The following is a 7,260-nucleotide window of genomic DNA, read 5'->3' on the forward strand; positions in this document are numbered from 1 at the left end:
TCCTCCGCCATCTCCGAGGCCGTGCCCGACCTGCTGCCGGTGCTGCGCGTGTTCGGGGCGCTGCTGGCGATGTTCGCGTTCGCCCTGGGCGTGCCGCTCGCCGCCTCCGCCTGGGCCGCCGAGGGCCTCTGGCCGGTCTATGCGGCCAGCCTCGTGCTCACGCTCGCGTGCGGTGCCGGCCTGTGGTCCGGCCTCCGGCACCATGCCCGCGAACTGCAGCCCCGCCACGGCGTCATGCTGGTGTCGCTCGTCTGGCTGGTGCTGCCTCTCTTCGCCTCGCTGCCGCTCCTGCTGGCGCTGCATGCGGTCGGCCGGCCCATCGGGTTCACGCACGCGTACTTCGAGGCGGTCTCCGGGCTCACCACCACCGGTGCCACGGTCCTCGCCGGGCTCGACACGCTCCCGCTGTCGGTCAACCTCTGGCGCACCTTCATGCAGTGGATCGGCGGCATGGGCATCCTGATCCTGGCCGTCGCCGTGCTGCCGCTGCTCGGCGTGGGCGGCAGCCAGCTCTTCAAGGCCGAGGCCGCCGGGCCCGTCAAGGACACCAAGCTCACCCCGCGCATGACGCAGACGGCCAAGGGCCTCTGGGGCGTGTACGTCGTCTTCTCCCTGGCCTGCGCGCTCGCGTTCTGGGCCGGCGGCATGTCGGTGCCCGACGCGCTCATGCACATGTTCGCCACGGTGAGCCTGGGCGGCCTCTCGCCCTACGACGCGAGCTTCGGCCACTTCCACTCCCCGCTGCTGGAGGCGATCGCCATCGTCTTCATGGTGCTCGCGAGCTGCAATTTCGCGCTCTACTTCGTCGCGCTGCGCAAGGGCCACTGGCGCACCTGCTGGCGCGATCCGGAACTGCGCGCCACCGTCTGCACCCTGCTCGGCAGCGGCCTCTTCGTGTCGCTGCTGCTCTGGGCCAAGGGCGTCTACGCCCCGCTGGACGCGCTGCGCCACGGCCTCTTCCACACCGTCTCCGTCGCCACCACCACGGGCTTCGCCACCACCGACTACCTCGGCTGGCCGGTGTTCGCCCCGGTGTTCCTGCTGATGCTCTCGGGCGTCGCCACCAGCGCGGGCTCCACGGGCGGCGGCATCAAGATGGTGCGCGTGCTCATCCTGCTGCAGCAGGCACGGCGTGAGATGACGCGGCTCGTGCATCCGCGCGCGGTGCAGCCCGTGCGCCTGGGCGCGGCGGTGGTCGAGAACCGGATGATCTTCGCCGTGCTCGCCTACATGCTGGTCTACGGCGCCACCGTCACCGTACTCAGCATGGTGCTGCTGCTCACCGACCTGGACGTGGTCACCGCCTTCAGCGCCGTGATCGCCAGCGTCCACTGCACCGGCCCGGGGCTCGGGCTCATCGGGCCGGCCGCCAACTACGCCGTGCTCACCGATTTCCAGCTCTGGGTCTGCACCCTCGCCATGCTGCTCGGCCGCCTGGAGATCCTCAGCTTCATGGCACTGCTCACGCCCGCCTTCTGGCGCCGCTGACGGTCGAGCAGGGGCTGGCTGGCCGGCCTTGCGAACCCGGCCCGCGCCCCCAAATCCCTACAATCGACTCCACTTATCGGCGCGCCGCCGCCGCCTCTCCCTGCTTTCCGAGGGTCTCCATGGTTCCGCATCTCATCACCGCCCTCACGGGGCCGATCAACGAGCTCGAACAACGCATCCTCGACGCCATGCCCGCGATCGAGCGCTGGTTCCGGCTCGAGTGGATGGAGCACACCCCGCCGTTCTACACGTCGGTGGACATCCGCAATGCCGGGTTCAAGCTCGCGCCCGTGGACACGAACCTCTTCCCGGGCGGCTGGAACAACCTCACCGCCGAGATGCTGCCGCTGGCGGTGCAGGCCGCCATGGCCGCGATCGAGAAGATTTGTCCCGAGGCGCGCAACCTGCTCATTGTTCCCGAGAACCACAGCCGCAACACGTTCTACCTCGCGAACGTGATCCAGCTGCAGCGCATCTTCAACATGGCCGGGCTCAACGTGCGCGTGGGCTCCATCAGCCCCGAGATCAAGAAGCCCACCACCGTCACGCTGCCGAACGGCGACTCCGTCACGCTCGAGCCCGTGGTGCGCGACAAGGGGCGGCTGGGCCTCAAGAACTTCGACCCCTGCACCATCCTGCTCAACAACGACCTCTCCGCCGGCCCGCCCGGCATCCTCGAGGATCTCTACGAGCAGTACCTGCTGCCGCCCCTGCACGCGGGCTGGACGGTGCGCCGCAAGAGCCGGCACTTCCAGAGCTACGAAGAAGTCTCCAAGCGCTTCGGCAAGCTGCTGGGCATCGACCCGTGGCTCATCCACCCGCTCTTCAGCCATGTAGAGGGCATCGACTTCTCCGAAGGCTCCGGCCTCGAGGCCCTGCGCACCGCGGTGGATGCGCAACTGGCCAAGGTGCGCCGCAAGTACAAGGAATACGGCATCAACGAAAAGCCGTTCGTCATCGTCAAGGCCGACAACGGCACCTACGGCATGGGCATCATGACCGTGCGCGACGCCAAGGACCTGGATGCGCTCAACCGCAAGGGCCGCAACAAGATGGCCGTCATCAAGGACGGCCAGACGGTGAGCGACGTCATCATCCAGGAAGGCGTGCTCACCCAGGAGCGCGTGCACGAGGCCGTGGCCGAGCCCGTCGTCTACATGATGGACCGCTACGTGGTCGGCGGCTTCTACCGCATGCATGCCGAGCGCGGCGTGGACGAGAACCTCAATGCCCCCGGCGCGAGCTTCGTGCCCCTGGCGTTCGAGCACAGCACCCACCTGCCGCAGCCCGGCGCCCGGCCCGGCGCGAGCGCACCCAACCGCTTCTATATGTACGGCGTCATCGCGCGCCTGGCCATGCTCGCCGCCAGCTATGAACTCGAAGCCACCAACCCGGAAGCCGAAGTCTACGAGTGAGCGGCGGGCCGCGGGCGCGGGGCGTCCCGCCGGGCCCCTGCCATGCCGCGCCGTGCGGCGCCAGGGGCAGTGGTGGGCCCGCAACACGGCGCGGCTGGACAGTAAGCCGCCGCCACACCTTGTCACAATAGCGGTCCCCCAACACCGGAACCCCGAACGGCGCTGCGCTGCCGGGGCCCAGCAGTGCAAAGCTCCAAATCCTCGCTAGCGGCGCTCACGCTCGGCGCCATCGGCGTCGTGTATGGCGACATCGGCACCAGCGTGCTGTATGCGGTCAAGGAAGTCTTCGGCTCCGGCCACGTGGCCTTCACGCCCCAGAACGTCTACGGCGTTCTCTCGATCCTCTTCTGGACCCTCACCACGATCGTCTCCGTGAAGTACGTCGTGCTCGTGCTGCGGGCCGACAACAACGGGGAGGGCGGCCTCATCGCGATGCTCGCGCTCGCCTCCCAGGCCGTGAAGGACAAGCCCCGGCTGCGCGCGGCCTTGCTGGGCATCGGCATCTTCGGCACCTCGCTCTTCTATGGCGACGGCGTCATCACGCCTGCCATCTCGGTGCTCTCCGCCGTCGAAGGGCTGGAGGTGGTCTCGCCGCACTTCGGCAAGGCGGTCATTCCCTTCACGCTCGTGGTGCTTTTCTGCCTGTTCGCCGTGCAGAAGCGCGGCACGGGAGGCATCGGCCGCTACTTCGGGCCCGTCACGCTCGTCTGGTTCGCCTCGATCGCCGCCCTGGGCGTGCCGCACATCGTCGGCCACCCCGAAATCCTCGGGGCCCTGAGCCCCCACCATGCCCTGGGATTCATCTGGAACAACCCGGGCACCAGCTTCATCATCCTCGGCGCCGTCGTGCTCTGCGTCACCGGGGCGGAAGCGCTCTACGCCGACCTCGGGCATTTCGGCAAAAAGCCGATCCGCCTCGCGTGGTTCAGCGTCGCCATGCCCGCCCTCACCGTCAACTACTTCGGCCAGGGGGCCCTGCTGCTCGCCGAGCCCGAAGCGGTCAAGAACCCCTTCTACATGATGGCCCCGGACTGGGCGCTCATCCCGCTCGTCGTCCTCGCCACCATGGCCACCGTGATCGCCTCCCAGGCGCTCATCACCGGCGCCTTCAGCGTCACCAAGCAGGTCATCCAGCTCGGCTACCTGCCGCGCCTCAACATCCTGCACACCAGCGTGCGCGACACCGGCCAGATCTACATCCCGTTCGTCAACTGGGTGCTGTTCATCGCCATCGTGCTGGCCGTGGTCATGTTCCGTTCCAGCAGCAACCTCGCGGCCGCCTACGGCATCGCCGTGACGCTGGACATGCTCATCACCACCGTCCTCACCTTCTTCGTCATCCGCTACGGATGGCGCTACCCGCTGGCCCTCTGCATCGGCGCCACGGGCTTCTTCTTCGTGGTGGACCTGGCCTTCTTCGCGTCCAACCTGCTCAAGCTCCTGCAGGGCGGCTGGTTCCCGCTCATGATCGGCTCCATCGTCTTCACCCTCATGATGACCTGGAAGCGCGGGCGCGAGCTGCTCAACGAGAAGCTGCGCGCCGACGCCATCGACCTGCGCGACTTCCTCACGGCGGTGTTCGTCAGCCCCCCCACGCGCGTGGAGGGCACTGCCGTCTTCCTCACCGCGGAGCCCGGGGCCGTGCCCAACGCCATGCTCCACAACCTGAAGCACAACAAGGTGCTGCACCAGCAGAACCTGTTCGTCACCGTGCGCAGCCACGAAGTGCCATGGATCGGCCTCGACAAGCGCCTGCAGGTCGAACCGCTGGGCGGCGACTGCTGGCAGGTCACGGTGCACTACGGCTTCAAGAACGATCCGGACCTGCCCGGCGCCCTGGCGCTGATGCGTGGCCGCGGCTGCGAGCTCCAATCCATGACCACCAGCTACTTCCTCTCGCGCGACGTGGTCATCCCCACCATCGGCAGCGGCATGGCGCCCTGGCGCGAAAAACTCTTCGCGCAGATGCACCACAACGCGAGCGGTGCGGCCAGCTTCCTCAACCTGCCGAGCAACTCCGTGGTCGAGCTGGGCTCCAAGATCGAGATCTGATCGCCCGGGCCCCACTGCGGGCAGGGCGGGCCGCCCGCCTCCGGGCACCGCCGCGCGAGGGGTGACAGAATCCGCCCCCTCATGCGCTCCTTTTTCAAAGACATCAGCCTGTCCGCCGCCACCGCAGGGTTCGTGGCGGTCCTGGTGGGATTCACCAGCTCGGTCACCCTCGTCTTCCAGGCGGCCCAGGCCTTCGGCGCCACGCCCGCGCAGACCACTTCCTGGATGTGGGCCCTCGGCCTCGGCATGGGGCTGTGCTCCCTGGTGCCGTCGCTCATCCTTCGCCAGCCCGTGATGGTGGCATGGTCCACGCCCGGCGCCGCGGTGCTCGCCTCCGCCGGCCTGGCGGGTGGCTATTCCATGGGCGAGGCCGTGGGTGCCTTCATGGTCTGCGCCTGTCTGATCGCGCTGGTGGGGGCCACCGGCTGGTTCGAACGGGCCATGCACCGCATTCCCGCGGCAATCGCCTCGGCCCTGCTCGCCGGCGTGCTCGCACGGTTCGGCATCCAGGCCTTCGCCGCCGCACAGACCGCGCTGCCCCTGGTGGCGCTCATGCTGCTGAGCTACCTGCTCGCGCGCCGCTTCCTTCCGCGCTACGCCGTCGTCCTCACCCTGGCCGTGGCCGTCGCCTACGCGGCCTTCCGCGGGCAGATCGCCGTTTCGCAGATGCGCTTCGAATGGGCCGTGCCCGTCTTCACGGCGCCGCAGTTCAGCCTCTCCGCGTTCATCGGCCTGGCGCTGCCCCTCTTCGTCGTCACCATGGCATCGCAGAACCTGCCGGGCGTCGCGGTCATCCGCGCCTCGGGCTACCCCCTGCCGGTGTCCCGCCTCATCACCATGACCGGGCTTGCCACACTGGTGCTGGCCCCCTTCGGTGGCTACGCCCTGAACCTCAGTGCCATCACGGCGGCCATGTGCATGGGCCCCGAAGCCCATGAAGACCGGTCACGCCGCTATACCGCGGCAGTGGCCTGCGGCGCGCTCTACGTCGTCGTCGGCCTCTTCGGCGCGGTCGTCACGGGGCTGCTCACGGCGTTCCCCCAGGAACTGGTGATCGCCATCGCCGGACTGGCATTGCTCGGAACCATCGGCGGCGGCCTCGCTACCGCGCTGAGGGAAGATGCCCACCGCGAGGCCGCCCTCATCACCTTCCTCGTGACCCTCAGCGGCGTCGTGATCGCCGGGGTGGGCTCCGCGTTCTGGGGCGCCATGGCCGGCGTGTTCACGCTATTTGTGCAACAGTACGGACGCCGCACCCGCGGTGCCTGACGCCATCCACTCGCCAGACGACGACACCATGAACCTTCTTTTCGTTGCAGATCCCGTAGAACACTTCAAGATCTACAAAGACACGACCTTCTCCATGATGCGGGAGGCACAGCGCCGGGGCCACACGGTGAGCGTCTGCGAGCCGCGCCACATCCGCTGGCAGCAGGGCAGCCAGGTGCTCGCGCGCGTGCGCGACCTCCACCTGACGGGCGACGCGCAGGACTGGTACGCCGCCACCGGGGAACGCCAGGCGGCGCTGTCCTCCTTCGGCGCGGTGCTGATGCGCAAGGACCCCCCCTTCGACAGCGAGTACTTCTATGCCACCCACCTGCTCGAACAGGCGGAGCGGGACGGCGCGCGCGTCTTCAACAAGCCGCGCGCCCTGCGCGACCATCCCGAAAAGCTGGCGATCATGGAGTTCCCGGACCTCATCGGCCCGACGCTCGTCACGCGGGACGCCCAGGACATCCGCGCCTTCCATCAGGAGCACCAGGACGTCATCCTCAAGCCCCTCGACGGCATGGGCGGCATGGGCATCTTCCGCGTGAAGGCCGACGGCCTCAACCTGGGCAGCATCATCGAGACCCTCAATAAGGAGGGCGCCGAAACCGTCATGGTGCAGAAGTTCCTCCCCGAGATCTCGGAAGGCGACAAGCGCGTCCTCATCATCGGAGGGGAGCCGGTACCGTATTGCCTGGCCCGCATCCCCCAGGGATCGGAAGTGCGCGGCAACCTGGCGGCGGGCGGCAAGGGCGTGGCCCGGGCCCTGACGGAGCGGGACATGGAGATCGGCCGCAAGCTCGGGGCGGTGCTGCTGGAGCGCGGCATGCTGCTGGCCGGCGTGGACGTCATCGGCGACTGCGTCACCGAAATCAACGTGACGAGCCCCACCTGCTTCCAGGAGATCCATGACCAGACCGGGTGCGACGTGCCGGCACTTTTCATCGATGCGCTCGAAAAACAATTGAACTTGCGCTGACGGCAATTTTTGTTGTTATACTCGTGGGCTTCGCTACTGAAGATTAGCAACAGCCGG

The 7,260-nt window shown here is 68.1% G+C and carries 5 protein-coding genes; all 5 read left to right on the forward strand.

Annotation, left to right across the window (positions count from 1 at the left end; genetic code table 11):
* The first annotated feature begins 21 nt into the window (after positions 1–21).
* Entirely contained in the window at positions 22–1,488 is a 1,467-nt protein-coding gene (locus Q9R47_RS23055) for a potassium transporter TrkG (RefSeq protein WP_311235455.1), read from the forward strand.
* A gap of 119 nt (positions 1,489–1,607) precedes the next feature.
* Positions 1,608–2,903, forward strand: a complete 1,296-nt coding sequence (gene gshA, locus Q9R47_RS23060) for a glutamate--cysteine ligase (protein ID WP_311235450.1) — start codon at positions 1,608–1,610, stop codon at positions 2,901–2,903.
* Positions 2,904–3,086: 183 nt separating this feature from the next.
* Complete coding sequence (locus Q9R47_RS23065) at positions 3,087–4,955, forward strand: potassium transporter Kup (RefSeq protein WP_311235451.1); 1,869 nt, start codon at positions 3,087–3,089, stop codon at positions 4,953–4,955.
* Between the two features lie 81 nt (positions 4,956–5,036).
* Positions 5,037–6,224, forward strand: coding sequence for a benzoate/H(+) symporter BenE family transporter (locus tag Q9R47_RS23070; RefSeq protein WP_311235452.1), 1,188 nt, complete (start codon positions 5,037–5,039; stop codon positions 6,222–6,224).
* Between the two features lie 28 nt (positions 6,225–6,252).
* Complete coding sequence (gshB, locus tag Q9R47_RS23075; RefSeq protein WP_311235453.1) at positions 6,253–7,203, forward strand: glutathione synthase; 951 nt, start codon at positions 6,253–6,255, stop codon at positions 7,201–7,203.
* Positions 7,204–7,260 lie beyond the last annotated feature (57 nt).

Source organism: Acidovorax sp. PRC11 (assembly GCF_031844105.1).
Taxonomy (GTDB): Bacteria; Pseudomonadota; Gammaproteobacteria; order Burkholderiales; family Burkholderiaceae_C; genus Paracidovorax.